19 protein-coding genes and 2 pseudogenes are annotated in these 26,609 nt (G+C 75.3%); 12 read left to right on the top strand and 9 right to left on the bottom strand.

The window, feature by feature from the left end:
* The first annotated feature begins 20 nt into the window (after positions 1-20).
* Positions 21-1,571 (top strand): amidophosphoribosyltransferase, encoded by a 1,551-nt coding sequence (gene purF, locus ACZ5HG_RS17220; protein ID WP_464178576.1) that lies wholly within the window; start codon positions 21-23, stop codon positions 1,569-1,571.
* Entirely contained in the window at positions 1,568-2,704 is a 1,137-nt protein-coding gene (gene purM, locus ACZ5HG_RS17215) for a phosphoribosylformylglycinamidine cyclo-ligase (RefSeq protein ID WP_464178574.1), read from the top strand. Before purF ends, purM begins: the two co-directional genes overlap by 4 nt.
* Before the next feature lie 399 nt (positions 2,705-3,103).
* On the opposite strand, the gene ACZ5HG_RS17210 is transcribed toward purM, so the two are convergent.
* Positions 3,104-3,292, bottom strand: a complete 189-nt coding sequence (locus ACZ5HG_RS17210) for a DUF3073 domain-containing protein (RefSeq protein WP_464178572.1) — start codon at positions 3,290-3,292, stop codon at positions 3,104-3,106.
* Positions 3,293-4,069: 777 nt separating this feature from the next.
* On the opposite strand from ACZ5HG_RS17210, the gene ACZ5HG_RS17205 reads away from it, so the two are divergent.
* The 3 genes from ACZ5HG_RS17205 (at position 4,070) to ACZ5HG_RS17195 (ending at position 6,670) form a co-directional block, all read left to right on the top strand.
* Complete coding sequence (locus tag ACZ5HG_RS17205; protein WP_464178570.1) at positions 4,070-4,282, top strand: BldC family transcriptional regulator; 213 nt, start codon at positions 4,070-4,072, stop codon at positions 4,280-4,282.
* A gap of 167 nt (positions 4,283-4,449) precedes the next feature.
* On the top strand, positions 4,450-5,994 hold the full coding sequence (locus ACZ5HG_RS17200; RefSeq protein WP_464178568.1) for a DNA-3-methyladenine glycosylase 2 family protein: 1,545 nt from the start codon (positions 4,450-4,452) through the stop codon (positions 5,992-5,994).
* Between the two features lie 70 nt (positions 5,995-6,064).
* On the top strand, positions 6,065-6,670 hold the full coding sequence (locus ACZ5HG_RS17195) for a methylated-DNA--[protein]-cysteine S-methyltransferase (RefSeq protein WP_464178566.1): 606 nt from the start codon (positions 6,065-6,067) through the stop codon (positions 6,668-6,670).
* Positions 6,671-6,680: 10 nt separating this feature from the next.
* On the opposite strand, the gene ACZ5HG_RS17190 is transcribed toward ACZ5HG_RS17195, so the two are convergent.
* The 3 genes from ACZ5HG_RS17190 to ACZ5HG_RS17180 all read right to left on the bottom strand — a co-directional run bounded on the left by ACZ5HG_RS17190 (position 6,681) and on the right by ACZ5HG_RS17180 (position 7,910).
* Positions 6,681-6,956, bottom strand: a complete 276-nt coding sequence (locus tag ACZ5HG_RS17190) for a DUF3618 domain-containing protein (RefSeq protein ID WP_464178564.1) — start codon at positions 6,954-6,956, stop codon at positions 6,681-6,683.
* Complete coding sequence (locus ACZ5HG_RS17185) at positions 6,953-7,378, bottom strand: phage holin family protein (protein WP_464178562.1); 426 nt, start codon at positions 7,376-7,378, stop codon at positions 6,953-6,955. The genes ACZ5HG_RS17190 and ACZ5HG_RS17185 overlap by 4 nt, the downstream gene beginning before the upstream one ends.
* A 91-nt stretch (positions 7,379-7,469) precedes the next feature.
* Positions 7,470-7,910 carry a phage holin family protein gene (locus ACZ5HG_RS17180; protein ID WP_464178560.1) on the bottom strand — a complete coding sequence of 147 codons (441 nt, stop codon included), beginning with the start codon at positions 7,908-7,910 and terminating at the stop codon, positions 7,470-7,472.
* A gap of 99 nt (positions 7,911-8,009) precedes the next feature.
* Here ACZ5HG_RS17180 and ACZ5HG_RS17175 point away from each other — a divergent pair, with 99 nt between their 5' ends.
* Both ACZ5HG_RS17175 and ACZ5HG_RS17170 read left to right on the top strand, forming a co-directional pair.
* Entirely contained in the window at positions 8,010-8,681 is a 672-nt protein-coding gene (locus ACZ5HG_RS17175) for a response regulator transcription factor (protein WP_464178558.1), read from the top strand.
* 8 nt (positions 8,682-8,689) lie between these two features.
* Positions 8,690-9,853: a sensor histidine kinase gene (locus ACZ5HG_RS17170; RefSeq protein WP_464178556.1), complete on the top strand. Its 1,164-nt coding sequence runs from the start codon at positions 8,690-8,692 to the stop codon at positions 9,851-9,853.
* 47 nt (positions 9,854-9,900) lie between these two features.
* On the opposite strand, the gene ACZ5HG_RS17165 is transcribed toward ACZ5HG_RS17170, so the two are convergent.
* Both ACZ5HG_RS17165 and ACZ5HG_RS17160 read right to left on the bottom strand, forming a co-directional pair.
* Positions 9,901-10,521, bottom strand: coding sequence for an FMN reductase (locus ACZ5HG_RS17165; protein ID WP_464178554.1), 621 nt, complete (start codon positions 10,519-10,521; stop codon positions 9,901-9,903).
* A 42-nt stretch (positions 10,522-10,563) separates the two neighbouring features.
* Positions 10,564-11,769 carry an LLM class flavin-dependent oxidoreductase gene (locus ACZ5HG_RS17160; RefSeq protein ID WP_464178552.1) on the bottom strand — a complete coding sequence of 402 codons (1,206 nt, stop codon included), beginning with the start codon at positions 11,767-11,769 and terminating at the stop codon, positions 10,564-10,566.
* Between the two features lie 222 nt (positions 11,770-11,991).
* On the opposite strand from ACZ5HG_RS17160, the gene ACZ5HG_RS17155 reads away from it, so the two are divergent.
* The 5 genes and pseudogenes from ACZ5HG_RS17155 to ACZ5HG_RS17135 all read left to right on the top strand — a co-directional run bounded on the left by ACZ5HG_RS17155 (position 11,992) and on the right by ACZ5HG_RS17135 (position 23,836).
* The gene (locus ACZ5HG_RS17155) at positions 11,992-13,623 is read left to right on the top strand and encodes a hypothetical protein (RefSeq protein ID WP_464178550.1); all 1,632 of its coding nucleotides are present in this window, start codon (positions 11,992-11,994) and stop codon (positions 13,621-13,623) included.
* 348 nt (positions 13,624-13,971) lie between these two features.
* Positions 13,972-20,763, top strand: a pseudogene (locus tag ACZ5HG_RS17150) (IPT/TIG domain-containing protein); the annotation flags it as partial.
* Between the two features lie 169 nt (positions 20,764-20,932).
* Positions 20,933-22,840, top strand: a pseudogene (locus tag ACZ5HG_RS17145) (IPT/TIG domain-containing protein); the annotation flags it as partial.
* Between the two features lie 51 nt (positions 22,841-22,891).
* Positions 22,892-23,107: a hypothetical protein gene (locus ACZ5HG_RS17140; RefSeq protein WP_464182230.1), complete on the top strand. Its 216-nt coding sequence runs from the start codon at positions 22,892-22,894 to the stop codon at positions 23,105-23,107.
* A 153-nt stretch (positions 23,108-23,260) separates the two neighbouring features.
* Positions 23,261-23,836, top strand: coding sequence for a M15 family metallopeptidase (locus ACZ5HG_RS17135; protein WP_464178548.1), 576 nt, complete (start codon positions 23,261-23,263; stop codon positions 23,834-23,836).
* Positions 23,837-23,856: 20 nt separating this feature from the next.
* Here ACZ5HG_RS17135 and ACZ5HG_RS17130 read toward each other — a convergent pair whose 3' ends face one another.
* The 3 genes from ACZ5HG_RS17130 to ACZ5HG_RS17120 all read right to left on the bottom strand — a co-directional run bounded on the left by ACZ5HG_RS17130 (position 23,857) and on the right by ACZ5HG_RS17120 (position 26,473).
* Positions 23,857-25,410 carry a GAF domain-containing protein gene (locus ACZ5HG_RS17130; RefSeq protein ID WP_464178546.1) on the bottom strand — a complete coding sequence of 518 codons (1,554 nt, stop codon included), beginning with the start codon at positions 25,408-25,410 and terminating at the stop codon, positions 23,857-23,859.
* 140 nt (positions 25,411-25,550) lie between these two features.
* A complete protein-coding gene (locus ACZ5HG_RS17125; protein WP_464178544.1) occupies positions 25,551-26,033 on the bottom strand; it encodes an SRPBCC family protein in 483 nt (160 codons plus the stop codon).
* Positions 26,030-26,473 (bottom strand): ArsR/SmtB family transcription factor, encoded by a 444-nt coding sequence (locus ACZ5HG_RS17120; RefSeq protein WP_464178542.1) that lies wholly within the window; start codon positions 26,471-26,473, stop codon positions 26,030-26,032. The genes ACZ5HG_RS17125 and ACZ5HG_RS17120 overlap by 4 nt, the downstream gene beginning before the upstream one ends.
* Between the last annotated feature and the right edge of the window lie 136 nt (positions 26,474-26,609).

Below are 26,609 nucleotides of genomic sequence, written 5' to 3'. Positions count from 1 at the left end.
GCGTGTGTCACCATGGTCGCGTGGCCCCCCGCGGAGACGGACTGCTCAACCACGACCTCTTGCCGAACGAGAAGGGCCCCCAGGACGCATGCGGTGTCTTCGGGGTCTGGGCTCCCGGCGAGGAGGTCGCCAAGCTCACCTACTTCGGTCTGTACGCGTTGCAGCACCGCGGGCAGGAGTCCGCGGGCATCGCGACGTCGAACGGCGAACAGCTCCTGGTCTACAAGGACATGGGTCTGGTCTCGCAGGTCTTCGACGAGACCGCGCTGAACGCCCTGCACGGGCACATCGCCGTGGGGCACGCCCGGTACTCGACCACCGGTGGCAGCACCTGGGAGAACGCGCAGCCGACCCTCGGCCCGACGGCCGGCGGCACGGTGGCGCTCGCCCACAACGGCAACCTGACGAACACCGCCGAGCTGGTCGACCTGGTGGCCGAGCGCTACGGCAGCCAGCGGCGCGGCGAGCTCGCCCGGGGCAACACCACGGACACGGCGCTGGTGACGGCCCTGTTCGCCGGCGACCCGGACCACACGCTCGAGGCCACCGCCATGGAGGTGCTGCCGCGCCTGCGCGGGGCGTTCTCGCTGGTGTGGATGGACGAGCACACGCTGTACGCGGCGCGTGACCCGCAGGGTGTCCGCCCGCTGGTGCTCGGCCGGCTGGAGCGCGGCTGGGTGGTCGCGAGCGAGACCCCGGCGCTGGACATCGTCGGTGCGTCCTTCGTGCGGGAGATCGAGCCGGGCGAGCTGGTGGCGATCGACGCCGACGGCCTGCGCACGCGCCGGTTCACCGAGAAGCAGCAGCGCGCCGGGTGCGTGTTCGAGTACGTGTACCTGGCCCGCCCGGACACGACGATCTCCGGTCGCTCCGTGCACGCCGCCCGCGTGGAGATGGGTCGCCGGCTGGCGAAGGAGCACCCGGTCGAGGCCGATCTGGTGATCCCGGTGCCGGAGTCCGGCACGCCGGCCGCCGTCGGCTACGCGCAGGCCTCGGGCATCCCGTTCGGGCAGGGTCTGACCAAGAACGCCTACGTGGGCCGCACCTTCATCCAGCCCTCGCAGACGCTGCGCCAGCTCGGCATCCGGCTCAAGCTCAACCCGCTGCGCGAGGTGATCCGGGGCAAGCGGCTGGTGGTCGTGGACGACTCGATCGTGCGCGGCAACACCCAGCGCGCCCTGGTGCGGATGCTGCGGGAGGCCGGCGCTGCCGAGGTGCACGTGCGGATCAGCAGCCCGCCGGTGAAGTGGCCCTGCTTCTACGGGATCGACTTCGCGTCCCGCGCGGAGCTGATCGCCAACGGCCTGGCCGTCGAGGAGATCGGGGCCTCGCTGGGCGCCGACTCGCTGGGCTACATCTTGATGGACGCCATGATCGAGGCGACCGAGCAGCCCGCCGCGCAGCTGTGCACGGCGTGCTTCACCGGCAAGTACCCGATCGAGCTGCCGCCTGCCGACCGGCTGGGCAAGCACCTGCTGGAGCAGAGCGAGCTGCCCCTCGGGGCACCGGAGGACGGGTTGACGACCGTGGTACCTGGATCCGGCGGCGCGAACGCGCTGGAGCACCCGTGAGCGCCCCGACGCCGGGTGGCGTCACCTACGCCGCGGCCGGGGTGGACACCGAGGCCGGTGACCGCGCGGTCGAGCTGATGAAGGACGCGGTGCGGGCGACGCACGGGCCGCAGGTGCTGGGCGGGGTCGGCGGCTTCGCCGGGCTGTTCGACGCCTCGGCGCTGACCGGCTACCGCAAGCCGCTGCTGGCGACCTCCACCGACGGGGTCGGCACCAAGGTCGCCATCGCGCAGGCGATGGACGTGCACGACACGATCGGCTTCGACCTGGTCGGCATGGTCGTGGACGACATCGTCGTGGTCGGCGCGAAGCCGCTGTTCATGACGGACTACATCGCCTGCGGTCGGGTGGTGCCGGAGCGGATCGCCGACGTGGTGCGCGGGATCGCCGCCGCCTGCTCGGTGGCCGGCACGGCGCTGGTCGGCGGGGAGACCGCCGAGCACCCCGGCCTGCTGGGACCGGACGAGTACGACGTCGCGGGCGCGGCCACCGGTGTGGTCGAGGCCGACGGGCTGCTCGGGCCGGAGCGGGTGCGCGCCGGCGACGTGCTGGTGGCGCTCGGGTCGAGCGGCCTGCACTCCAACGGCTACTCGCTGGTGCGCCGCGTGGTCGAGGTGGCCGGCTGGTCGCTGGACCGCGACGTGCCGGAGCTCGGCCGCGCGCTCGGTGCCGAGCTGCTGGAGCCGACCCGCGTCTACGCCTCCGACTGCCTGGCGCTGGTCGCGGCCGCCGGCGGCGGGGTGCACGCCTTCAGCCACGTGACCGGTGGCGGGCTGGCGGCGAACGTCGCGCGGGTGCTCCCCGCGGGACTGGTCGCGCACGTGGATCGCGCGGGCTGGACGCTGCCGCCGGTGTTCTCGCTGGTGCAGGGGCTCGGCGGGGTGCCGTGGCACGACCTGGAGCGCACGCTGAACCTCGGCGTCGGCATGGTCGCGATCGTCGATCCGGAGCACGCCGACGCGGTCACCGCGCACGCCCGTGCGCTGGGGATGCCGGCGTGGGTGCTCGGCGAGGTCGCCACGATCGACGCCGCGACGCTGGAGCGCGGGGCGGACGACCCGGACCTGGTGGCGGGGACCAAGGGCGTGCAGGGCGGCGCCGTGCGCCTGACCGGGGCGTACCGGACGGTCTGACCGCCGGGGTCGGCGGACGGGCCGTCACGGCCTGGTCCGGTGCGTCCCTGGTCGCGACGGGCCGGGCGGCCGCCGGACCTGGCGACCACGGGCCGCGCCGGCGCTGACCAGTCGGCCACGAGCCGGGCGGTCGGGTGCGGCTGCGTGGTGGACGCCGCACGGACGCGTCCGTGCCGGCCGCCTGCTGTCGAGCCGTCGGCGCGCACGACAGCGATCGACGGCGCGCGTCCCTGGCGCTCACCGCGACGACGCAGGCCCGGACCGTGACGCCGTCGGGGTACGACGACGCCGGGTCAGGGCCTGCGGTGCGGTGCCGCTGTCAGCACGGGGCGCCGATGGCGGCCGCGGTGCTGCTGCGGTGTGGGCGGGTCGACCGTGGTCGCCCACCGCCCGGCGGATTCAGCGCTCGTCCGCCCAGCGAGAGTAGTCGTCGCCCTCGTCCTCGGACTCCGGTCGGCTCTCCGTGACGACATCACCGTGACGCGCGTTGAGCTCCTGCTCGAGCGACCGGTAGTTGGTGTCAGGGCTGAAGTACTTCAGCTCCCGCGCCACCTTCGTCTGCTTAGCCTTCTGACGGCCGCGGCCCATGGCGTCGACCCCCTCTAACGTGGAAGCGGGGCGGCTCCGTGCTCACACGTGCGGCCCCGGGGTGCTGAATCGTCTGTTCGGTCGTAACGGTACATGGTCTGCCCGCATTCCGACCACTCGCGCCCGGGCTGCGAGACGCGCGGGACGGGGCCGGCCGACCGGCTCGTGGCGGCGTCCGGGCCGCAGCGACCTCGCTCGTCACCTCCGTGCTCCGCGCGGCGCGTGCGCGGGGCACGGAGCAGGTGCGCGGTGTCGCGCGGACGGGTGGATCGCCGTCCGATCGTGTGATCGTCACCACACCCATCCGCGCTGGTGAGCGCGGTGGCCGTTCGACCTTCCTTGGATCCCGGTCGGTATCCGCGACGGCCCTGCGATCCGCAGGAACGTCGGGCGCAGCGGCCCGAGGCGCTGGTCGGGGCGGTGCGCGGACGGGGTGCCGCAGGACCCCGGATCGCCGTTCCGGCCGCTCGGGGAGCGGGGTCGGTGACACCCGGTTGGAGCAACCGTCGACGGGCAGTCATGTCCGGTACGACCTAGAGTGTCCGCATCGGTCCGAGATGTCCGAGATGGGACGTTGGTACCAGTTGTGTGGAGTCCGCCCGTGACACCGTGGTCACGCGGGGGCGCGAAGGGGGTAGCGCGATGAGGTCCTTCTCACATCGGCAGAGGACGTAGGTCCCGATGACGAGTGACGACCGGCCTGATGTCACCAGCGCGGTGGGTGCGACTCGCGAGGAGTCACGCCACCCCCGTCCGGACAGCACCTCGGAGGTAGAAATGTCCGTCCCGCACACCGAGAACGAGGTCCTCCTCACGCCCTCGGAGGTCGCCACCCTGTTCCGGGTCGACCCCAAGACCGTGACCCGCTGGGCCAAGTCGGGCAAGCTCTCCTCGATCCGCACGCTCGGCGGCCACCGCCGCTACCGCGAGACCGAGGTCCGCGACCTGCTCGGCGGCACCCTGCCCGACCAGCGCGACACCGGGGTCTGAGCCGACCCGTTCGTCGAGGCGGACCCGCCGCCCGACAGTGATGCAGGGCCCAGGGGCGCGACCCGGCGCTCGCTCGGCCCGAGCGGTGGTCGTCGGCGGCCACCGCGCTCGCCGCGATGTCCGAGAACCGCCAGAATCGAGCGGTGCGCGCGCGGCAGGCTGATCCGGTGACCACCACCGTCGATCCCGCCGCGCCCGACACCACCGCCCCGGACGACGCCGACTGGCCCGACCCCGCCGTCGCCTACCGCGCGGTCAGCGGCCGCGACCCGCGCTTCGACGGGCGCCTGTACCTCGGCGTGACCTCGACCGGGGTGTACTGCCGCCCGTCCTGCCCCGCCCGCACCCCGCGCCCGGAGAACTGCCGGTACTACCGCTCGGCCGCCGCTGCGGTGGCCGCCGGGTTCCGGGCGTGCCGCCGCTGCCGCCCGGACTCGCTGCCGGGCAGCCGGGAGTGGGACGCGCGGGCCGATCTCGCCGCCCGCGCGCTGCGGGCGATCACGCAGGGCGTGGTGGACGAGGTGGGTGTCGACGGCCTGGCGGAGCGGCTGCACGTGAGCGCGCGTCAGCTGCAACGCGTGGTGGTGGCCGAGGTGGGCGCCGGGCCGGCGCAGCTGGCACGGTCACGGCGGGCGCAGCTGGCGCGGCACCTGATCGACGAGACGACGCTGCCGATGGCGGACGTGGCCTTCGCGGCCGGCTTCGCGAGCGTCCGGCAGTTCAACGACGTGATGCGCGCGGCCTTCGGCGCCCCGCCGCGCGACCTGCGCCGCGCCCGCCGCACGCCCGCGCCCGCGGCCGACGCCGGCGAGCGCACGCCGGTGGAGCCCGCGGGCCTGAGCCTGCACCTGCGGCACCGCGGACCCTTCGACGCGGAGGCGTGGTTCGCGCACGTCGGACGGCGCGCGGTGCCCGGGATGGAGGTGGCCGAGCGCGGGCGTGACCTGCGGGTGACGCGTCTGGTGCCGGCGGTGAACGGGCCGGCGCGGGTGACGGTGCGGCTGGACCCGGCCGGACGGCGGGTGGACGTCGACCTGGACCTGGCGTCGCTCGCGGACCTGGCCCGGACCGTGGCGGCGGTGCGGCGGTGGCTGGATCTCGACGCGGATCCCGCGCTGGTCGCGGCGGCGCTGGGCGACGACCCTGCCCTGGCGCCGCTCGTGGCCGCACGCCCGGGGCTGCGGGTGCCGGGCACGGTGGACGGCTACGAGCTGGCCGTGCGGGCGGTGCTCGGGCAGCAGGTGTCGACGGCGGCGGCGCGCACCTTTGCGGAGCGGCTGGTGGCGGCGCACGGCGCGCCGGGCCCCGGCGGGCTGCGGTCGTTCCCCCGGCCGGATGAGGTGCTGGCGGCGGGCCCGGACGGGCTGCGGGCGATCGGGCTGACCGGCGGGCGCACGCGCACGGTGCTCGCCGTGGCGGCGGCGGTCGCGGACGGGCTGGTGCTCGATCCGTCGGCGGACCGCGCGGCGGCCCGTGCGACGCTGCTCGCCCTGCCGGGCGTGGGCCCGTGGACCGCGGAGTACGTGGCGCTGCGGGCGCTGGCCGACCCGGACGCGTTCCCCGACGGCGACCTGGTGCTCCGCCGCGAGGTGGGGCTGCTGGACGCGGGGGAGACGCCGGACGCGCGCGCGGTGCGGGCCCGGGCGGCGGCGTGGCGGCCCTGGCGGGGCTACGCCGCGCAGCACCTGTGGACCGCCGCCGGCGACCGCTGACGGCGGCCGCGTCCAGCACGATGTCCGAGGACCGCCAGAACGAGCACCGCGCCCGGCGCATGATGGAGCCATGACGACCACCACCGCACCGCGCACCCCCGCCCCCGCGGCCCCGGGCGGGGCCGTGCCGACCGCCGCGACCCCGGCGGCCCCGCTGCTCGTCGCCACGCTCCCCACCCCCGCGGGCGGCCTGACGGTGGTGCTGACCCCGGAGGGCGTCGTGCGCGCGGCGGGCTTCGCCGACGCCGAGCACATGATCGGGCGGCTGGCGCCGGACCTGGCGGCACGCGGCACCCGCACGGTGGACGCGGCGAGCCTGCGGGCGGCCGGGCCCGGCCCGGCGCTGGTCGCCGACGCCGTGCAGCAGTACGCCGAGGGCGACCTGACCGCGCTGGACGCGGTGCCGGTGGAGCAGCCCGGCGGGCCGTTCCAGCAGCGCGCCTGGCAGGCGATGCGGGCGATCGCCCCGGGGGAGACGCTGACCTACTCGGAGCTCGCGGCGGAGTCGGGCAACCCGGCGGCGGTGCGCGCGGCGGGGTCGGCGTGCGCGCGCAACCTGATCGCGCCCTTCGTGCCCTGCCACCGGGTGCTGCGCACGGACGGCACGCTGGGTGGCTACTACTACGGGCTCGACGTGAAGCGGTCCCTGCTGGCGCACGAGCGTTCGCAGGGCTGAGCCGGGCGCCTCAGCGGCGGCGGACCAGCAGCACCACGGCGAGGGCCACCGCGCCGACGCCGACGGCGAGCACCACGCGGGAGCGGGCACGCTTCGCGGGATCGGCGGCGGGGTCGGTGCCGACGGCGTCCCGGACCAGCTTCTTGGCGTTCTCCGCGGCGTCGGCGGCCTGCCGGCGGGGGTCGAGGCGGGCGGCGAGCTCGTCGGCGGTCCCGGCGAGCGCCGCGCGGGTCAGCAGGATCTCGGCCTCGAGCTCGGCGATCGTGGGCTTCGGCGCGTCGGTCATCGGTGCAGCCCTTCCTTGACGGAGCGGGTCAGGGTCTCGGCGTCCTCGCGCAGCCCGGCGACGGCCTTCTCCGGTGCCGGCGGCGTGCTCTGCTGGAGCTTCTTGATCCCGACCAGCACCAGCACGGCGATGATCACCAGCAGCACCACCAGCACGATCAGCGCCGCCAGCCAGGGCGCGAGCACCTCGGCCAGCGCGAGGATCACGGTGGTGATCGCGACCGCGAAGGCGAAGAACCCGAGGAACGCCGCACCTGCGAGCAGCCCGGCACCGATGCCGGCGGCCTTGGCCTTCGCGGCGAGCTCGGCCTTCGCCAGGTCGATCTCGGCCCGCACCAGGCGGGCGCCCTGCTCGCTCAGCCGGCTGATCAGCTGGCCGATCGACTGCTCCGGACCGGAGCCGCCGTTCGTTGTCGTGGTCATCCCTGCTCCTCACGTCGCGTCGAGCGATCCGCCCAGTCTGGCCCGTCCTGGCCGTCCGCGCAGGTCGCCCCGCCGCCGGATCCTCGCGCGGTCAGTCCGCCCAGGGGTGCACGAGCTCCTCGGCGTCCGGCGCGACGGGCGGGTCGGCGGGGGCGACGCGCACCGGCGCGGGCAGGTGGTGCCGGCCCCAGGCGGCGGCCGCGGCGGCGCCGAGGATCAGCACGACCGCGACGATCACGGCGGCGAGCCACAGCTCCACGGCCTTGGCCAGCGCCACGACCACGGCGACCACCAGCAGCGCGAGCCCGAAGACGGTGGCGAGGGCGGCGACCGCGAAGGCGATGGCGCTCGGGCGCACCTGCACGGCGCGGGCGCGCACCGACCGGTTCACCGCGTCGATCTCGTGCTGGATCGACGCCCGGACCTTGTCTTCGACGTGCTCGATGCGCTCACGGGTGCGGTCCGCCAGCGGCTCGGTGAGCCGGCTGAACAGCCCGGGACGTCGAGCGCCGTCGCCCTGCTTGGTCGTCACGGATGCCTCCTGGTGCCTCGGTGCAGGTCGAGCCTACCGAGACACGCACGTAGCGCCCACCGGGTCTCGGGCGGCCTGCCGCAGGCTAGATTCACCCGTGTGGAGGAGCCGGAGCGGGAAGTGCGCGACCTGCGCGTCGCGATCGTCGAGGACGAGTCGCTGATGCGCTCGGTGCTCACCGACATCCTGGGCTCCGAGTCGGGGATCACGGTGGTGCACGCCCTCGCGGGCTTCGAGAGCGCGCGTGCCACGATCACCCCCGGCAGCGTCGACCTGGTGCTGGCGGACGTCGACCTGGGCGACGGCAACGGGGTCGCGCTCGCCGTGCAGCTGCAGCGGTCGGACCCGCACCTCGCGGTGCTGCTGCTGTCGAGCCACGACGTGATGGACCTGGTGCTGTCGGTCCGGACGCGGGGGTCACGGCCGTGGTCCTACCTGTCCAAGCGCTCCTCCCTGGACCGGGAGACCCTGCTCCGTGCGGTCGTGGCGACAGCGCAGGGCCAGGTGGTGCTGGACCCGAGCCTGGTGCGGCGTTCGGAGCCGACGCAGGACAGCCCGCTCGGGTCGCTGACCGAGGCGCAGCTCGGCGTGCTCCGGCTGACCTCCGAGGGCTTCTCGAACCAGACGATCGGTGAGCTGCTCGGCGTCTCGTCGCGCTCGGTGGAGAACCACCTGAGCGCGATCTACCGCCAGCTGGGCGTGAGCGCGACCGAGACGAACCCGCGGGTGACCGCGGTGCTGGCGTTCCTGCAGCAGTCCAGCCGTTACTAGGAGGTGTCGTGCCCGGGACGAGCCTGACCCCGCGGCGCGAGCGCCAGGTGCTCGCGCGCGTCTCCGGCCTGCTGGTGCTGCTGGCGGCGGTCGCCGCGGTGAGCCAGTGGGCGTCCTGGGGCCCGGGTGGTGACCCGCATGCGCCGGACGGCCCGGACGAGGCGCTCTGGGTGTTCCTGGTGACGCTGGCGCCCGGGTGGCTGGCGGTGGCGGTGGTGGCGTGGTTGCGGCCGACGGACCGTGGCTGGGGCGTCCGGTGGGCGGTGGTGATCGGCACGGCCGCGCTGACCTCGTGGCTGCGGCTGGCCGTGCTGGTGCTGTCCGGCCACCACGCGCCGGCCACCGGGATCCTGCTGATCGAGTACGCCTTCGCGATCGTCACGACGTCCGGGGCTCTGGTCGGCGGGCTCTGGTACCTGGACGCCCGGGAGCGGGTGGCCGCGCAGGTGCGCCTCCGGGCGGCGCAGGAGGTGCGGGCCGCACGGGCGCTGGCCGACCTGGAGCGCGAGGAGCTGCGGGTGCGCCGGCAGGTGTCGGGTCAGCTGCACGGCGCGGTGCAGCAGCGCCTGGTGATGATCGGCGCCCAGCTGGACGACCTGGCGGCGCAGGTCGGCACCGCGACGGCGGACGGGTCGGTGGACGCCGCGGCCCGGCTGCGTGCGCTGGCCGGCGAGGTGGACGAGCTGCGCGAGGAGGAGGTGCGCCGGATCAGCCACGCGCTGTTCCCGGTCGGCACCGACATCGGGGCGTTCCTGGCGGCGCAGGTGATGCTCCAGCGGCTGCCGGGGAACATCCGCACGGAGGTCACCACCGGGCCGGGCGGCGGGGTGCTGGCCGATCCGGTGGACAGCACCATGCCGGTGCAGGACCGGCTGGTGGTCGTCGCGGTGATCGAGGAGGCGGTGACCAACGCGGTGCGGCACGGCGGTGCTCGCCGGGTGCGGGTGCACGGCGACTCCGCCGCGGGCGCGGTCCCGGGATCGGTGGTGGCCGAGGTGACCGTGGACGACGACGGCTCGGGGCCGCCGGAGGACGTGGTGCTCAGCGGGCTGGCGCGGCTGCGGGACCGGGTCGAGCGGCACGGCGGCACGCTGACCCTCGGGCACGGGCCGCTGGGCGGTGCCCGCGTGGTGCTGCGGCTGCCTGTCGGCACCGGGCCGGTCGAGCCCTGACGCACGTCACGGCCGACCGCAGGGGTGCGGCCGGCCGTGGCTCTGCGTCAGCCGCCGAGCAGGTCGGCGAAGGACGGCGCGGTGGCGAACGGGTCCGTCACGCCGCGGGTGCCGCGTGCGGCGATCGTCGCGGCGAGCTCCTCGCCGGCCCGGTGGATCCGGGACGGCAGGGCGGTGGGCTCGGCGGTGGTGGCGCCGGTGGCCCAGTCGTCCGTGGCGGCGAACACCGAGGTGGTCGCCACGTCGGCCCGCAGGTAGGTGAACAGCGGGCGCACCGAGTACTCCAGCGCGAGCGAGTGCCGCGCGGTGCCGCCGGTCGCGCCGAGCAGCACCGGCTGCCCGACCAACGCGTCCTTGTCGAGGATGTCGACGAAGGACTTGAACAGCCCGGAATACGTGGTGGTGAACAGCGGCGTGACGGCGATCAGGCCGTCGGCCGTGGTGACCGCCTCGAGCACCTCGGCCAGCGCGGGGCTGGGGACGCCGGTCAGCATCGCGTTGACCACGTCGTGCGCCAGGTCGCGCAGCTCGACGGTGCGGACCTCGGCGGTGACGCCCTGCGCAGCGAGCCCGGTGACGGTCGCCTCGGCGAGGCGGTCGGCGAGCAGGCGGGTGGCGGAGGGCTGGCCGAGGCCGGCGGAGAGGGCGACGATCGTGCGGTCGCTCATGATGCGGCTCCTCGTTCGATCAGTGGTCGTGGGTGGATCGTGTCACAGGCCGAACGCCGCACCGGGGCGGGCGGCGGGGGTGACCGCGTCGGCTGCCGCCACGTCGTCCTCGGCGGTCTTGCCGGTCCAGTGGTCCGCGGCGGCGACGGCCTGCTCGTGCACGGTGCCGGCCGCGCGGGCGGCGGCGACGCGCTGGGCGTGGCTCGGCGGGTCGGAGGGCACGTCGGCCGGGCGGTCGGACTCCATCTCCTTGCGGAGCACCGGGACGACCTCGCCGCCCAGGATGTCCAGCTGCTCGAAGACCGTCTTCAGCGGCAGGCCCGCGTGGTCGATCAGGAACATCTGGCGCTGGTAGTGGCCGACGTCGTGCCGCATGGCGGCGTAGCGGTCGATCACCTGCTGCGGGGAGCCCACGGTGAGCGGGGTCTGGTCCGCGAAGTCCTCCAGCGTCGGCCCGTGCCCGTACACCGGTGCGTTGTCGAAGTACGGCCGGAACTCGCGCACGGCGTCCTGCGAGTTCTTGCGCATGAACACCTGGCCGCCGAGCCCGACGATCGCCTGGTCCGCGCGCCCGTGCCCGTAGTGCTCGAAGCGCTGGCGGTAGTAGCGGACCATCTGCCGGGTGTGGCTCATCGGCCAGAAGATGTTGTTGTGGAAGAAGCCGTCGCCGTAGAACGCGGCCTGCTCGGCGATCTCGGGGCTGCGGATCGAGCCGTGCCAGACGAACGGCGGCACGCCGTCCAGCGGGCGCGGGGTGGAGGTGAAGCCCTGCAACGGGGTGCGGAACTTGCCCTCCCAGTCCACGACGTCCTCGGTCCACAGGCGGCGCAGCAGGGCGTAGTTCTCGATCGCGAGCGGGATGCCCTGGCGGATGTCCTGGCCGAACCAGGGGTAGACCGGGCCGGTGTTGCCGCGGCCGAGCATGAGGTCCATCCGGCCGTCCGAGATCACCTGGAGCATCGCGTACTCCTCGGCCAGGCGGACCGGGTCGTTGGTGGTGATCAGCGTGGTCGCGGTGGACAGCGTGATCGTCTTGGTGCGGGCGGCCAGGTAGCCGAGCATCGTGGTCGGCGAGGAGGCGACGAACGGCGGGTTGTGGTGCTCGCCGGTGGCGAAGACGTCCAGCCCGACCTCCTCCGCGTGCTCGGCGATGGCGAGGATCGAGCGGACGCGCTCGGTGTCGTCGGGGGTCCGACCGGTGGTGGGGTCAGGCGTGATGTCGCTGACCGTGAACACTCCGAACTGCATCTCGCACTCTCCCAAGTCGATGCGTTTGCATGTACTTGCGCCCCAACCTGAGCGGCGCGACGGATATTCCACGGTGCTGCCCGGTGCGCGGTGTGACGTGCCGCACGTCGGGACCCAGGTCCTCGAAGGATCGACGGACGGTGGCCGATCGGTCGGGTCGCGGGCGTGCCGAGGCCGGTGCCGACGCCCACCCGCGGACCCGTTCGTCAGGGGGACCCTCCGATGCTCGTACCGCCCCGTCGTGCCCGCACCCGGGCCGCCGTCCTGCTCCTGTCCGCCGCGCTGGCGCTGGGGGTCGCCGCCCCGGGCGTGGCCGCCGCCGCCGACCCGCCGCCCACCCCCGGCTTCCGGCTGGGCGCGCACGTCGACCGGGGCGCCGCCGCGAGCGCCTCCGCGGCGGTGGCCGGCTTCGAGGACGCCCTCGGCCGTCGCCTGGACGTGCACCGCTGGTACAGCCATTGGGACGACGTGCAGCCGGTGGCGCCGGTGGTCGAGTCGGTGCAGCGGGGTCGGATGCCGCTGCTGTCGATCTGGCCGAGGCGCCTCGACGGCTCCGTGGTGACCTGGGCGCAGATCGCCTCCGGGATCGTGGACGCCGACATCCGCCGCCAGGCCGCCGGGATCGCGACGCTGGGGGTGCCGGTCTACCTGACGCTGCACCACGAGCCGGACCTCGCGCAGGGCTGGGGCACCCCCGCCGAGTACCGGGCCGCCTGGCGGCACTACGTGGAGGTGTTCCGCGCCGTCGGCGTGCCGGACGTGCGGTGGACCTGGGTGGTCACGCCGGGCAGCTTCGGCTCGGCGCCGTCGACCGCCGGGGCGGCGGCGTTCTACCCCGGGGACGACGTGGTCGACCGGGTGGGGCTGGACGCCGACAACTGGTACGGCTGCGCCCCCGGCAAGCCCGCGTCGTGGCGTCCGTTGTCCGAGGTGGTGGGGCCGTTCCGTCGGTGGGCCGCCGAGCGGGGGAAGATCCCGCTGCTGGCCGAGGTCGGCACCGCCGCCGATCCCGCCGACCCCGGTCGTGCGGGGGCGTGGTGGGCCGAGGCCGTCGGCTACCTCGGCGGCTGGGACGGGCTGGACGTGGTGTCGACCTTCGAGGGCACCGGGACCTGCGCGTGGGCGGTCGCCGGGACGCCGGCCACCCGCACGGCGCTCGCGGCGGCCGTGGGGGCCCCGGTGGCGCACGCGGTGCCCAGCGCCTCGGTGCGGGTCGACGTGACCGTGGGTGCGGCGCCGCTCGCGGTGCGGCTGGACCTGGGCCGGAGCACCGGCGGCGGGTCGGCGACCGGGCAGGGCGTGGTCGCGTGGACGCTCGACCTCGGCGACGGCACGGTGCGCACCGGTGCCGGGCAGCCGGGGGTCCTCGCGCACACCTTCGGCGCGGGGGAGCGCACCGTCCGGCTCACCGTGACCGACGCGGCGGGACGGACCGCGGTGGACTCCGTGCAGGTCGTCACGGCGGCACCGGCCACGGTCACCGGGGCGGAGCGGGACGTCACCAGCACCACGGCGGCGCTGCGGGTGTGGGTGGACCCGCACGGGGTGGTCGGCCGGCTGCGGATCACCTGGGCTGCCGAGGGTGGTGCCGAGGGCGGCGCGGTGGAGCGGGACGTGCCCGCCGGCACCTCCGCGCAGGCCTTCGTGCAGGACCTCACCGGCCTGACCCCGGGCACCCGGTACGTGTGGACCGCCACGGTCACCACGGCGGCGGGCAGCAGCGCGCTCACCCGCACGGTCGACACCCCGGGACCGCCGACGGTGCGGGCGCTCGCGGCCACCGGCGTCGGGCGGACCGGTGCGACGGTGCCGCTGCGGGTGCACCCGCACTCGCTGGCGCGCTGGGCACCGTGACCGGCCCCGAGCAGGCGCTCACCACCGCTCCCTGAGCGGGTGCCGAGCCCGCCCGCCGAGCGGGACGCCCTGTCCAGGGTCGTCCCTCGTTCGGAGCAGCGCCGGGGCCCCTCGCGCACCTCGTGATCAATTCGTGACCTTGAGATCGGACCCCGCGGTGACCTGTCCGGACGCTTTCACCCGGTCGGCTTCACCCGCCGGAGACGTCCGGGTTTGGCGCGCTTTGCAGTCGTCGCACGACCGGGTGACGACAGGGGACGGGTGGCGGGCCCGGGGCGCAGGCGTTGAGATGCGTGCCAACGAGCAAGGTCCGTAGCGATCACAGTCGCTTCGCAGGGGGTACGGAACATGTCGGGTGCAGTCAGTCATGCCCGGAAGGCGGTCGCCGCGCTGATCGCGGCGGTCCTCGCACTGGGGGCGGTGGTGCTCACACCACGGCCTGCCGCGGCGGCGCCAGGTGATGCCAGCGCCACCGGTGTGTCCATCGCGCTCAACGCGGGTGTGACCATCCCCGGCGTGATCAACCTGCCGCTGGTCGGCCTGACCGCCGTGGTCGGCTCCGCCACCGCGCCCGCGGGCGGGGGCACCAGCCAGACCGGGCTGCTGAGCGCAGCGCTGAGCGGGCTGGGCGTCGGGTCCACCGGCAGCGTCACCGACGTGACGGCCACCCGGACCACCGCGCAGTCCTCGGCCACCTCCGAGATCGCCGGCGTCAACATCAACGTGCTCGGCATCTCCGCGGTGAGCACCGGGGCGGTCACCGCCAGCGCGGTCTGCTCCGCCGGTGCCAGTGCCACCGCCGACGCGCAGGTCGTCGGGCTCAGCCTGCTCGGCCAGGCGGTCACGCTGGACGCGACCACCCCCACGGTCAGCGCGAACGCCGGGGTCAGTGTCGTCGGCCTGGTCGGCGCGCAGCTGCACGCCACCGCCCGCCGGGTGGTCTCCACCACCGCCACCACCGCCTCCGCCTCCGCGGTGCTGGTGGACCTCAGCCTCACCGCGACCGTCCCGCTGGTCGGTACCGCGGTCAACGTGAACCTCGGCACGATCTCCCTGGCGCAGGCCTCCTGCCAGGCACCCAGCGCGAGCACCACCTCGATGGCGCCCGCCACCGGCCCCACCGGCGGCGGCACCACCGTCACGGTCACCGGCGACGGCCTGCAGAACACCACCGGCGTCACCTTCGGCGGCGTCGCCGCGACGTCGTTCTCGGTCAACCCGGCCGGCACCACCCTGACCGCGGTCTCCCCGGCGAGCGAGACCGCCGGCGGCGTCCCGGTCGTGCTGGCGCGACCCACCGGCAACCTCACCGCCGGCACCTTCACCTACGTCGCCCCGACGATCACCGGGGTCAACCCACCGCAGGGCACCACCGCCGGCGGCACCGCGATCACGATCACCGGCACCGGCCTGTCCGGCGCCACGGCGGTCACGATCGGCGGCACGCCCGCGACCAGCGTGGTCGCGGTGAGCAGCACCACGGTCACCGCCACCACCGGCGCGCACGTCGCCGGCACCGTCCCGGTGGTCGTCACCCTGCCCGGCGCCGATGCCACCGCCGCCACGGGGTACACCTACGTCACGCCGACCTCGCCGACCGTCACCGCGATGAGCCCGACCTCCGGCCCGGCCGCCGGCGGCACCGCGGTCACGCTCACCGGCACCAACCTCGCCACCGCCACCGCGGTCTCCTTCGGCGGCACGAACGGCACGATCACCGCGCAGACCGCCACCAGCCTGACCGTCACCACCCCGGCGCACGCCGTCGGCCCGGTCACCGTCACGGTCACGAACCCGAGCGGCAGCGGGCAGGCCGCCTCGCCGTTCACCTTCACCGACGACGGCTCGGGCGCGACCTTCGGCACGTTCAGCCCGACGACGGTCCCGACCTCCGGCGGCACCCTGACCATCCCGGGCACCGGCCTCGGCGGGGCCACCGGCGTGACGATCGGCGGCTCGCCGGTCACCGTCACCTCGGTCACCGCCACCGCGATCACCGTCACCGTGCCTCCCTCGGAGACGGCGGGCGCCCGCCCGGTCGTCGTGCAGTTCCCCGCCGGCACCCGCGCCCCGGGGAGCATGACCTACGTCGCCCCCACGATCACCGGCGTCAGCCCGGCCACCGGCCCCGCGGCCGGCGGCACCGTGGTCACCGTGACCGGCACCGGCCTCACGCCGACCACCGCGGTCACCTTCGGCGGCGTCCCGGGGACGGTCACCGCCTCCTCCGCGACCAGCCTCACCGTCACCGCCCCGGCGCACGCGCCCGGCGCGGTGGCCGTGGTCGCCGTGATGGCCGGCGCCGACGCCACCTCGGCCGGCAACGCCTTCACCTACCTCGACGACGGCAGCTCCGCCGTGGTCGCCACCGTCACCCCCGCCACCAGCCCGACCGGTGGCGGCGGCACGATCACCGTCACCGGCACCGGCCTCGCCGGGGCCTCCGGGCTCCAGGTCGGCGGCGTGGCGGTCGGGTCGTTCAGCGCGACCGCCACCACGATCACCGGCACGATCCCCGCCTCCGAGACCGCCGGTGCCGTGCCCGTCACGCTGACCTTCCCGGCCGGCAGCACCGTGACGATCGGCTCGCTGACCTACGTGGCGCCGACGATCACCGCGATCACCCCGGCGCAGGGCCTGATCAACACCGCCAGCACCGCGGTCACGATCACCGGCACCGGGTTCACCGGGGCCACCGGTGTGACGTTCGGCGGGGTCGCCGCCACCGGCGTCACCGTGGTCAGCAGCACCTCGATCACCGCGACCGCGCCCTCGCGGGCCCTGGTCGGAGCGGTCGACGTGGTCGTGACGCTCCCGGGCGCCGACGCCACCGCCGTCGGCGGCTTCGCCTACATCGCCCCGGGCGCCGCCACGATCACCGGCGTGACCCCGTCCTCCGGCAGCGTCCAGGGCGGCGATTCCGTGGTGGTCTCCGGCACCGGCCTGGACACCGTCGGCGTCGCGGGCATCACCTTCGGCGGCGTGCCCGGCACGGTCACCGCCACCTCGCCCACCTCGGCCACGGTCACCACCCCGGCGCACGCGGTCGGCCCGGTGACGGTCGGGGTGACGAACGGCAGCGGCACGACCTCGCTGCTCCCCAACGGCTACACCTACCTGGCGGACGGCGTCGGCTCCTCGGTCGCGTCGGTCGCCCCGGCCGCCCTGCCCACCGCGGGCGGGCAGATCGTGCTCACCGGCGTGGGGCTGTCCGGCGCGACCCGCGTGGACGTCGGCCCGCTCGTGGCGACCGTCGTCAGCATCAGCCCGGACGGCACCACGCTGACGGCCACCGTGCCGCCGAGCGAGACCGCCACCAGCTACCCGTTGACCGTGGTGTTCCCGCTGGGCACCACCGCCGCCGGCACCCTGGCCCTCACCGCGCCGACGCTGACCGGGATCACCCCGCCGTCCGGCTCGATCGCCGGCGGCACCCTGGTCACGCTGACCGGCACCGACCTCGCGACCGCCACACGCGTGACCTTCGGCGGCGTCGAGGGCACCGACCTGCTCGCCACCGGCCCCGGCACGCTCACCGTGCGCACCCCGGCGCACGCCGCCGGTCCCGTCACGGTGCTGGTCGAGCTGCCCGGCGTCGACCCGACCACGCTGACCTACACCTACCTGGACGACGCCTCCGGCTCCACGGCCACCGGCGTCAGCCCGACCACGCTGCCCACCTCGGGCGGCACGGTCACCGTGACCGGCACCGCGCTCGCCGGCGCCACCGGCATCACCGTCGGCGGCGTCCCGGTCACCGGCTTCGTCGGAGGCGCGACCTCGATCAGCGGCACCGTCCCGCCGAGCGAGACCGCCGGCACGCTCCTGCCGGTGCGGGTGGTGTTCCCCGGCGGCTCGATCGCGGCCACCGGCACCGTCAGCCTGGTCGCCCCGACGCTGACCGCCGTGTCGCCGATCTCCGGCGTGATCGGCGGCGGCACCACCCTGACGTTGACCGGCACCGGCCTGGCGGCCGCCACCGACGTGGTCGTCGGCGGGACCACCGTGCCCGTCGTCACCCGCACCGCGACCAGCGTCACCGCCGTCGCCCCGGCGCACGCCGCCGGGCTGGTGGACGTGAGCGTCGTGATCCCCGGCGCCGACGCCGCGCTGGTCGGCGCCTACACCTACCTGGACGACGGCTCCGGCGCCTCGGTCGCCGGGCTGACGCCCACCACGGTCCCGACCACCGGCGGCACGCAGATCACCATCACCGGCACCGGCCTGGCGTCCGTGCAGGGCGTGACCGTCGGCGGCGTCGCCGCGACCTCGGTCGTCGCCGCCGCGGGCACCGTCACCGCCGTGGTCCCGCCGGCCGAGACCGGTGGCGGCGCGACCGTCACGCTGTGGTTCCCGGCGGGCACCGTCGTCGCGGGCTCGGTCACCTACGTGGCCCCGACCCTGACCGCCGTCACGCCGGCCACCGGCCCCGCGGGCGGCGCGCAGTCCGTGACCCTGACCGGCACCGGCTTCTCCGGCGTCTCGCAGGTGCTGATCGGCGGGGCCCCGGCCACGGTCACCGCGCAGACGGCGACCAGCGTCACCGCCACCACCACGGCGCACGCGCCCGGCCTGGTGGACGTGGTCGCGGTGCAGACCGGCGCGGACGCGGTGCTCGTCGGCGGGTACACCTACCTCGACGACGGCTCCGCCGCCACGATCACCGGCCTCGCGCCGCTGACCAGCCCCACCGCGGGTGGCGGCACGCTGACCATCTCCGGCTCCGGCCTGGCCGGCGTCACCGGTGTGACGATCGGCGGTGCCCCGGTCACCGTGACCGGCGTGGCCGCGGGCGGGGTCACCGTGACGATCCCGCCCTCGGAGACCGCGGGCGGCCAGCCGGTCGTGCTCCAGTTCGCCGCCGGGATCCGCGCGGCGGGCACGCTCACCTACGTGGCCTCCACGGTGACCTCCGTGTCGCCGGCCACCGGTCCGCAGTCCGGCGGCACCGGGGTCACGATCACCGGCACCAACCTGGGCGCCGTCACGCAGGTGCTCTTCGACGGGGTCCCGGGCACCGGGGTCGTCGCGACCGCGGGCACCGTCACCGTCAGCACCGTGGCGCACGTGCCCGGCCCGGTCACCGTGACGCTGGTCCAGCCCGGCGCCGACGTGGTGCGTCCGAACGCCTTCACCTTCCTGGTGGACGGCAGCGGCGCCGTGATCGCCTCGGTCACCCCGGCCACCGCCCCGCTCGCGGGCGACGTGCCGGGCTCGATCACCGGCACCGGTCTGGCCGCCGCCACCGGTGTCACCATCGGCGGCGTCCCGGTCGCCGACCTGGTGGTCGCCCCGAGCGGCACCTCGATCACGTTCACCGTGCCCCCGGGCACGGCGGTCGGCCCCGCGCCGGTGGTCGTCACGATGCCGGGTGGCACGATCGCCGCCGGCACCCTCACCTACCTGGACGACGGCTCGCAGTCCACCGTCGGCAGCACCAGCCCCGGCACCAGCCCGACCGCGGGCGGCGGCACGCTGACCGTCACCGGCACCGGCCTGGGCAACGTCACCGGCGTCAGCATCGGCGGCACCGTCGTCACCCCGACGTCGGTCACCGCCACCACCGTCACCGCCACGATCCCGGCCACCGAGACCGCGGGCACCGTGCCCGTCGTGCTCCAGCTGCCGGCCGGCACCCTGGCGGCGGGCACGCTGACCTACCAGGCGCCGACGATCACCTCGCTCACCCCGTCCTCGGGCGTCGCGGCGGGCGGCACCTCGGTCACCGTCGCGGGCACCGGCCTGCTGGGCGTCACCGCGGTCAGCCTCGGCGGCGTCCCGGTGGCCTCGTTCACCGCGGCCCCCGACGGCACCTCGATCACGCTGACCACCGCACCGCACGCGGCCGGCCCCGCCACCCTGGCGGTCCAGCTGCCCGGCGCGGACGCCGTGCTCGCCAACGCCTTCACCTTCCTGGAGGACGGCTCCGGCGCGACGGTCAGCAACCTCACGCCGGCCACCGCGCCGACGGCGGGCGGGGTCCCGGTCACCGTCACCGGCACCGGCCTGGCCGGCGCCACCGGCCTGACCGTCGGCGGCGTGGCCGTCACCGGCTTCTCCGCCGCACCTGACGGCACGACGGTCACCGGCACGGTGCCCGCCTCGGCGGCCGCCGGACCGGCCACGGTCACGGTGATCTTCCCGGCCGGCACGCTGGTGGTCGGCCCGATCACCTACGTGGCACCGACGCTGACCTCGGTCAGCCCGGTGCAGGGCCCCACGGGCGGCGGCACGCTCGTCACGTTGACCGGCACCGGCCTGGCTGGCGCGACCTCGGTGACCTTCGGCGGCACGCCGGGCGTCGGCCTGGTCGTCGCCCCGGACGGCCTGTCCGCCACGGTCACCACCGCGGCGCACGCAGCCGGCACGGTGGACGTCGAGGTCGTGCTGCCCGGTCTGGACGCGACGCTCACCGGCGGGTTCACCTTCCAGGCAGACGGTACCGGCGCGTCGGTCTCGGGCATCGACCCGACGACCAGCCCGCTCGCGGGCGGGGACGTCATGACCATCACCGGTACCGGTCTGCTCGGCGCCACCAGCGTCACCATCGGCGGCCAGACCGTCCCGATCGGGGTTCCCGGCGCCACCGAGATCCAGGTGACGATCCCGGCGACGACGATGCCGGGCACCGTCGCCGTCGTGGTCGACTTCCCCGCCGGCACCGTGCTCGCGGGCGGCCTGACCTACGTCGCCCCGACCGTCACCGGCGTCTCCCCGGCGACCGGTCCGCAGTCCGGCGGCACCACCGTCACGCTCACCGGCACCGGGCTGGCCGGCACCACCGGTGTCACCGTCGGCGGCCTGCCCGCCGCCTTCACGCCGACCGCGGGCGGGCTGGAGATCACCACTCCGCCGCACGCCCCCGGCGTGGTGGACGTCGTCGTCACGGTCGGCTCCTCCTCGGTGACCCTGACCGGCGCGTTCACCTACCTGGCGGACGGCACCGGCGTGGTGCTGCCGACCACGGTCACCCCGGCGACCTCCCCGCTGATCGGCGGCGGTCCCGGCACGATCGCCGGTGCCGGCCTGACCGGTGCGGTCGGTGTCACCGTCGGCGGCGTCACCGCGACCGTCGGCAGCGTCAGCGACACGCTGATCACCTTCACCGTGCCGACCGGCACCGCCCCGGGTGACGCCACCGTCCAGGTGTCGTTCCCGCTCGGCACGCCGGTGACCGTCGGCACGATCCGGTACCTGGACGACGGCTCCGCCTCCACCGTGAGCGGCATCTCGCCGGTCAGCGTGCCGACCGCGGGGGGGCACGGTCACGATCACCGGCACCGGCCTGGCCGGCGTCACCGGCGTCGACGTGGGCGGCGTGCTGGTCACGCCGAGCACCACGCCGACCGCCACCTCGGTCACGATCGTCGCGCCGGCCACCGAGACGCCGGGCCCGGTCACCCTGACCCTCCAGCTCGAGGCCGGGTCGGTCGTGGTCACCCCGCAGCTGACCTACCGGGCGTCCACCGTCACGGACGTCTCCCCGGTCAGCGGACCGCAGAGCGGCGGCACGCCGGTGACCTTCACCGGCACCGACCTCGACGCCGTCACGCAGGTGACCTTCGGCGGCGTGCCGGCGATCATGGTCGGCACCCCCACGGCGACCACCGTCACCGTGCTCGCCCCGAGCCACGCACCCGGCGCGGTCACCGTGGTCCTGGCGCAGCCCGGCGCGGACGTCCGGCTGATCGGTGGCTACACCTACCTGGCCGACGGCACCGCGGCGAACCCCACCGGGGTCACCCCGGCGACCTCCGGCCTGGCGGGCGGCGTCCCCGGCACGATCAGCGGGACCGGCCTGACCGGCGCCGTCGGCGTGACCGTGGGCGGCACCACCGCCACCCTCGGCACCGTGACGGCCACGCAGATCACCTTCACGGTCCCGTCGTCCGCCACCGCGGGCCCGGCCACCGTGCAGATCGTCTACCCGACCGGCACCCCGGTCACCGTCCCGGGCGGCATCACCTACCTGGACGACGGCACCGATGCCACCGTCACCAGCGTGACGCCGGGAACCAGCCCGACCTCGGGCGGCGGCACGCTGACCATCGTCGGCACCAACCTGGGCACCGCCACCGGCATCACCGTCGGCGGCACCCCGGTCACCGGCTTCGTCCCGGGCAGCACGACGATCACCGGCACCATCCCGCCGGCCGCGGCGGGCGGCTCCGTGCCCGTCGTGATCGTCTTCCCGGACGGCGAGGTGGACGCGGGCGACCTGGTCTACTCCGCCCCGCTGATCAGCGGGATCACCCCGGCGCAGGGCACGGTCCTGGGCGGCACCGTCGTGACGATCCTCGGCTCCGGCCTCACCGGCGCCACCGCCGTCACCTTCGGCGGCGTCCCCGGCACGGCGATCACCCCGGTCACGGGCGGCTTCGAGGTCACCACCCCGGCGCACGGCCCCGGCCTGGTGGACGTCGTGGTCGAGCTGCCGGGCGCGGACGCGGTCGTCACCGACGGCTTCGGCTACGTGCCGGTCGGCGGTCCGTTCGTGGCGAGCCTGAGCCCGACCTCCGGCCCGACCGGCGGCGGCACCACCGTCACGATCACCGGCACCGGCCTGGCGACCACCACCGAGGTCACCCTCGGCGACATGCCGGCCGAGATCGTCGGCATCCCGACCGCCACGCAGGTGGTCGTCGAGACCCCGGCGCACACCGCCGGCACCGTGCCGGTCGCGGTGACCAGCTCCGCCGGCACCGGCAGCCTGCCGGGCGCCTTCACCTACGTGGCCCCCGGCGGTGCCCCGGTGCTCCGGATCGCCTGGGCGGCACCCCGCACCGGCCCGACCAGCGGCGGCCAGACCGTCGTGGTCGCCGGCACCGGCTTCGTCGCCGGCAGCACCGGGGTGAGCTTCGACGGGATCCCGGCCGACTCGGTCACCGTGCTCTCCAGCACCGCGCTGCTCGCGGTCACCCCGCCGCACGCGGAGGGCGTGGTCCCGATGATGGTGTGGACCGACGGGGTGGACGCCCAGATGATGACCTACGTCTACGACGACACGGCGGTGGCCGTCCCCGCACCGCCCACCGTCTCCGGCGTGGACCCGGCGGCGCTAGCCTCCGCCGGCGGCACCACGGTCACCGTCACCGGCAGCGGGTTCGTCCCGGGCAGCACCTCGGTGTTCGTCTGCGGCGTGGTGCTCGACCCGGCCGAGGTCGCCGTGGCCGCCGGCGGCGGGTCGCTGACCTTCGTCGCCCCGGCCTGCGACCCCGGCGAGACCTCGCTGCTGGTCATCACCCCCGGCGGCTCCGCCTCGATCCCGGTGACGTACTTCGCGTCGGCGGTGCTCGCGGCGGGCGAGCTGATCGATGACGTCGCCGCCGCGGCGTCCGGGGTGCTCGCGGCCACCGGTACCGACGCCGCCCGGGTGGCGCCCTGGTGGGCGCTGGCCCTGGTGGTCTGGGGCGCCGGCCTGCTGGCGGTCCGCACCGCGGTGGTGCGGCGTCGTCGCCGGACCGTCGGCGCCACCTGGCGCTGACGTCACGACCCTCGGCCCCGCCGCTCTCTCGTCCCGGGAGCGGCGGGGCCGAGCCACGTCCGGGACCGGCCGGCCGACCGCCGGGTCTCAGCGGGTGCTCAGGATCGGCGTGCGCCCGCCGATGGGGACGGGGACAGGGAGGGGAACCGTCACGTGGGTGTCACCGGGATCGCGGGGATCGAGCAGCGCATCGCTGCCATCCAGGCGCAGATCGGCTCGTTCACGGGCCCGGCGTCGGCGACCTCGACCAGCGGCACGCAGTTCGCCGACGCCCTCGCGCTGGCGGTGGGCTCCTCGTCCGCGTCGACCACCTCGGGCTCGACCGCGGTGAACGCCGACGGCGTGCCGGTCGCGCTCGCCGCCTACGGCAACGGCAAGGTCCCCGCCTCCGCGCTCGCCGAGGTCGGCAGCACCGGTCACCGGCTGTGGGCGCCCGCCGCGGAGTCGCTGGAGCGGCTGATCGCCGACGCGGCCAAGGACGGCGTCACCATCGGGATCACCGACTCCTACCGCTCCTACGAGTCGCAGGTCGACGTCGCCGAGCGCAAGGGCCTGTACTCGCAGGGCGGTCTCGCGGCGGTGCCCGGCACCTCCGACCACGGCTGGGGCATGGCCGTCGACCTCAAGCTGGACGACGCCGCGCAGTCCTGGATGCGGACCAACGCCGGCCGCTACGGCTTCGCCGAGGACACCCCGCGCGAGCCCTGGCACTGGGCCTACCAGGTCTGACCTCCGCGGCGCCGAGTGCCTCAGCCGAGGATGGCCTTGGTGACGGCGACCTGCTCGGTGAGGACGCCGCCGATGGTGTTCTGGGTCTCGTTGATCCGCTCCACGACGGTGCCGATCTCCGCCAGCGAGCGGATCACGCCCTCCACCTGGTTCTGGATCGCGCGGACCTTGTCGCTGACCTGCGTGGTCGCAGCGGCCGTCTCGTTGGCGAGCTCCTTGACCTCGTGCGCGACGACCGCGAACCCGCGCCCCGCCTCGCCGGCCCGCGCCGCCTCGATGGTGGCGTTCAGCGCCAGCAGGTTGGTCTGCGCGGCGATCTGCTGGATCACCGTGACCACCTGGTTGATCTCGGTGCTGGACGCGCCGAGGTCCGCGACCTCCTGGTTGGCGTCCTGGGTGAGCCGCTGACCGTCGTTCGCCACCGTGGTCGCCGCCAGCACGTTGCGCTCGACCTCCTGGATCGAGGTGACCAGCTCCTGCCCGGCGGTGAGCAGCCGCTGCGCCGCCGCGTCGCGCTCCAGCGCCTGACCGAGCAGGTAGGCGGTGTTGCGCAGCGCGTCGGCCCGGCCGTCGGACAGCGTGAGCGTCGTCGTGGCGAAGAAGTCCATCGTGCCGACGATCTCCCCGGCGACCACGATCGGCAGGCACACCCCGGACTGCACCCCGGCGCGACGGGCGGCGGGCGCGCGCACGCAGTCGGTGAGGTCGGCGAGGTCCGGCACGAAGTACAGGTCGCGGGCCCGCCAGGCGCGTCCGGCCAGGCCGACGCCCTCGGTGAAGGACGCCGTGCGGGTCACCTCGCGGAACTCGGCACCGGCGTCGCCGGACTCCTGCACGAAGTGCAGCGCACGATCGGTCGGGTCGACCTCCCAGTAGGAGGCGTAGGCCCAGCCGAAGCCGTCGCGGATGGTGTCCAGCGCACGGGTCAGCGCGACCTCGCGGCTGGTGGCGTCGTTGATCTCGCGGATCACCCGGTTCACCGCGTCGATGTCCTCACCGGCGGCCGCCTGGCGCTCGGCGGCGGCGACCCGCTCGATCGCCTGCGAGACCAGCACCCCGATGCTGCGCAGGGTGTCGAGCCGCTGCGGCGAGGGGTCGAGCGTCTCGGTGCTGAAGAAGTCCATCGTGCCGGTGACGACGCCGTCCTCGGTCAGCGGGAAGCAGATGCCGGAGTGCACGCCGACCCGCTGCGCCACGGGTGCGCGCACGCAGTCGGACAGGTCGCCGAGGTCCGCCACGAACACCAGGTCACGGGCCCGCCAGGCGCGTCCGGCCAGGCCGACACCCTCGCGGAAGGACGCGGTGCGGGTCACCTCGGCGAACTCCGGGCCGGCGTCGCCGGACTCCTGCACCACGTGCAGGGCCTGGTCCGCGGGGTCGATCCGCCAGTAGGAGCCGTACGCCCAGCCGAAGCGCTCGCGGACCACCTCGAGGGCCCGGTGCACGGCGTCCCGCGTGGTGGTGGCAGAGGCCAGCGCCCGCACGACGGCGGTGACGGCCTCGACGTCGGCGCGGGACTCGGCGAGCGCGGTGCCGACGGTGGCGTCGGCGGACGTGCGGTGACGTGCGAACACGGGGGACTCCTCAGGACGATCCGACTGCATGCACCCCCGCGCGTCCGTCCCATCGGCCGGGTCGGACGCGCGCTGAGCCGCAGGTGCGGGCGAAACGGGAGCAATCACCCATCCGGCCGTCCCGGCACCGTCCGTGCAGGTCAGCCCGCCGCGAGCAGGTCGTCCAGCCGCTGGTAGCCCTCGACCACGCCCTGCTCCATGCCGTCGGCGAGCATCGCGTCCCGCCCGGCGAAGGAGTCGAACAGCGACGATCCGTGCAGCAGCGTCCGCCCGTCGCCGACGTCCTCCAGCACGACGCGGTCCAGCACGACGTCGTCCGGACGGCCGTCCCAGGTGAAGGTCTGCACCAGCAGCGCGCCGGGCCGCAGCTCGTGGAAGGAGCCGAAGAACCCGTAGCGCTCGCCGGGCTCGCCGTGCGAGGTGTACGCCCAGCTGCCGCCGGTGCGGGCGTCCCAGCGCTCGATCACGGTGCGCAACCGGGAGGGGCCGAGCCAGCGGACGACGAGGTCGGGCTCGACGTGCGCGCGGTAGACCGCCGCCGGCGGGGCGGCGAACGCGCGGGTGGTGCGGATGATCGGCAGGTCCGGGTCGGCGTCGATCCGGGTGCCCTCGGTGCTGGTCATGCGCTGTCTCCCTCCGGTCGGTACGCGCGGGACGTCAGGTCCCACGGCTCGAAGACCCGGTCGGCGCCGGCGGGTCGGCGCTGCCAGCCGGCGCGGGCGGAGGGCTCGGCGGCGCGCTCCTCCTGCTCGGCGAGCAGCACGTCCTCCAGGCGCCGGTAGCGGAGCTCGGCCTCACGGCGGTAGCGCTCGATCCACATGGTCATCAGGTCGAAGACCTCCGCCTCCAGGTGCACCGGTCGGCGCTGCGCCTCGCGGGTGCGGGTGACCAGCCCGGCGTCCTCGAGCACCTTGAGGTGCTTGGACACCGCCTGCACGGTCACGTCGTAGGGGGCGGCCAGCTCGCCGACGGTGGCATCGCCCGAGGCCAGCCGCGTGACGATGTCGCGGCGGATCGGGTCGGCCAGGGCGGAGAACACCTGGGACAGCGGGTCGGCGGGCACCGGGACCTCCCTCTCAACCTTGTGGTTGCGAACCACGGTGCCACTGCCGGGGCGGGTCGTCAACCGCTGGGTTGCGGACTGTTCCGGGGTGGTCGCGGGCGCGCGCGGCGGCTAGCGTGCGGCTCCCGGCATCGCC

Source organism: Cellulomonas sp. GTC20042 (assembly GCF_055389595.1).
Note: the sequence above shows the minus strand (reverse complement) of the source record. Positions and strands in the feature narration are given on the sequence as shown.